Genomic DNA, 520 nt, shown 5'->3' on the forward strand with positions numbered 1-520 from the left:
GCCCGCCGGGTTGATGAGGACGAGGACCAAGTAGCCGCCGCCCAGGACGAGTTCGCCGATCAGCGCGCCGGTCCAGGAACCCGCGTGCCCGGGTACGAGCGCGGCGAGGCCGAGCAGCACCGTGGCCGCCGCGGCGAGCGGCAGTGTGAGCACGTCGGGCAGCCGGTGCACCCGCCGGTCGACGAGCCCGAGCAGCACGGCCACCGGCGCGAGCAGCAGCCAGACCACGAGCTCCGGGCGGGCGCCGGTGGTGGCGGCGAGCGCCGCGCAGACCAGCCCGGTCAGGAGCGCGACTTGGGGCGTGGCGGGCCCGTGCCCACGCGCGGCACCGAGCCAGCCCCGGGCGGGCCCGGTGAAGGGCCGCCCCTCGGGGTCGGCGGAGCGCCACGGCTGGTCCGGCTCGACGCCGAGGCGGTGGGCCGGGCGGGGCAGCAGGGACCCGGCGGCCGCTCCCCAGAGCGCGGCCCCGGCCACGAGGAGCGCGGTCACTGTTTCGTCAGAATGCCGGACGGCTTTCCGG

General features: G+C 78.3%; 1 protein-coding gene. It reads right to left on the reverse strand.

Annotated elements, in window-relative coordinates; translation table 11 throughout:
- Positions 1-489 (reverse strand): prepilin peptidase (locus tag E6R62_RS39070; protein WP_136218057.1); only part of this gene is annotated, 489 nt, incomplete at its 3' end.
- Between the last annotated feature and the right edge of the window lie 31 nt (positions 490-520).

Origin of the sequence: Streptomyces sp. A1136 (genome assembly GCF_004795055.1) — a bacterium.
GTDB lineage: Bacteria > Actinomycetota > Actinomycetes > Streptomycetales > Streptomycetaceae > Streptomyces.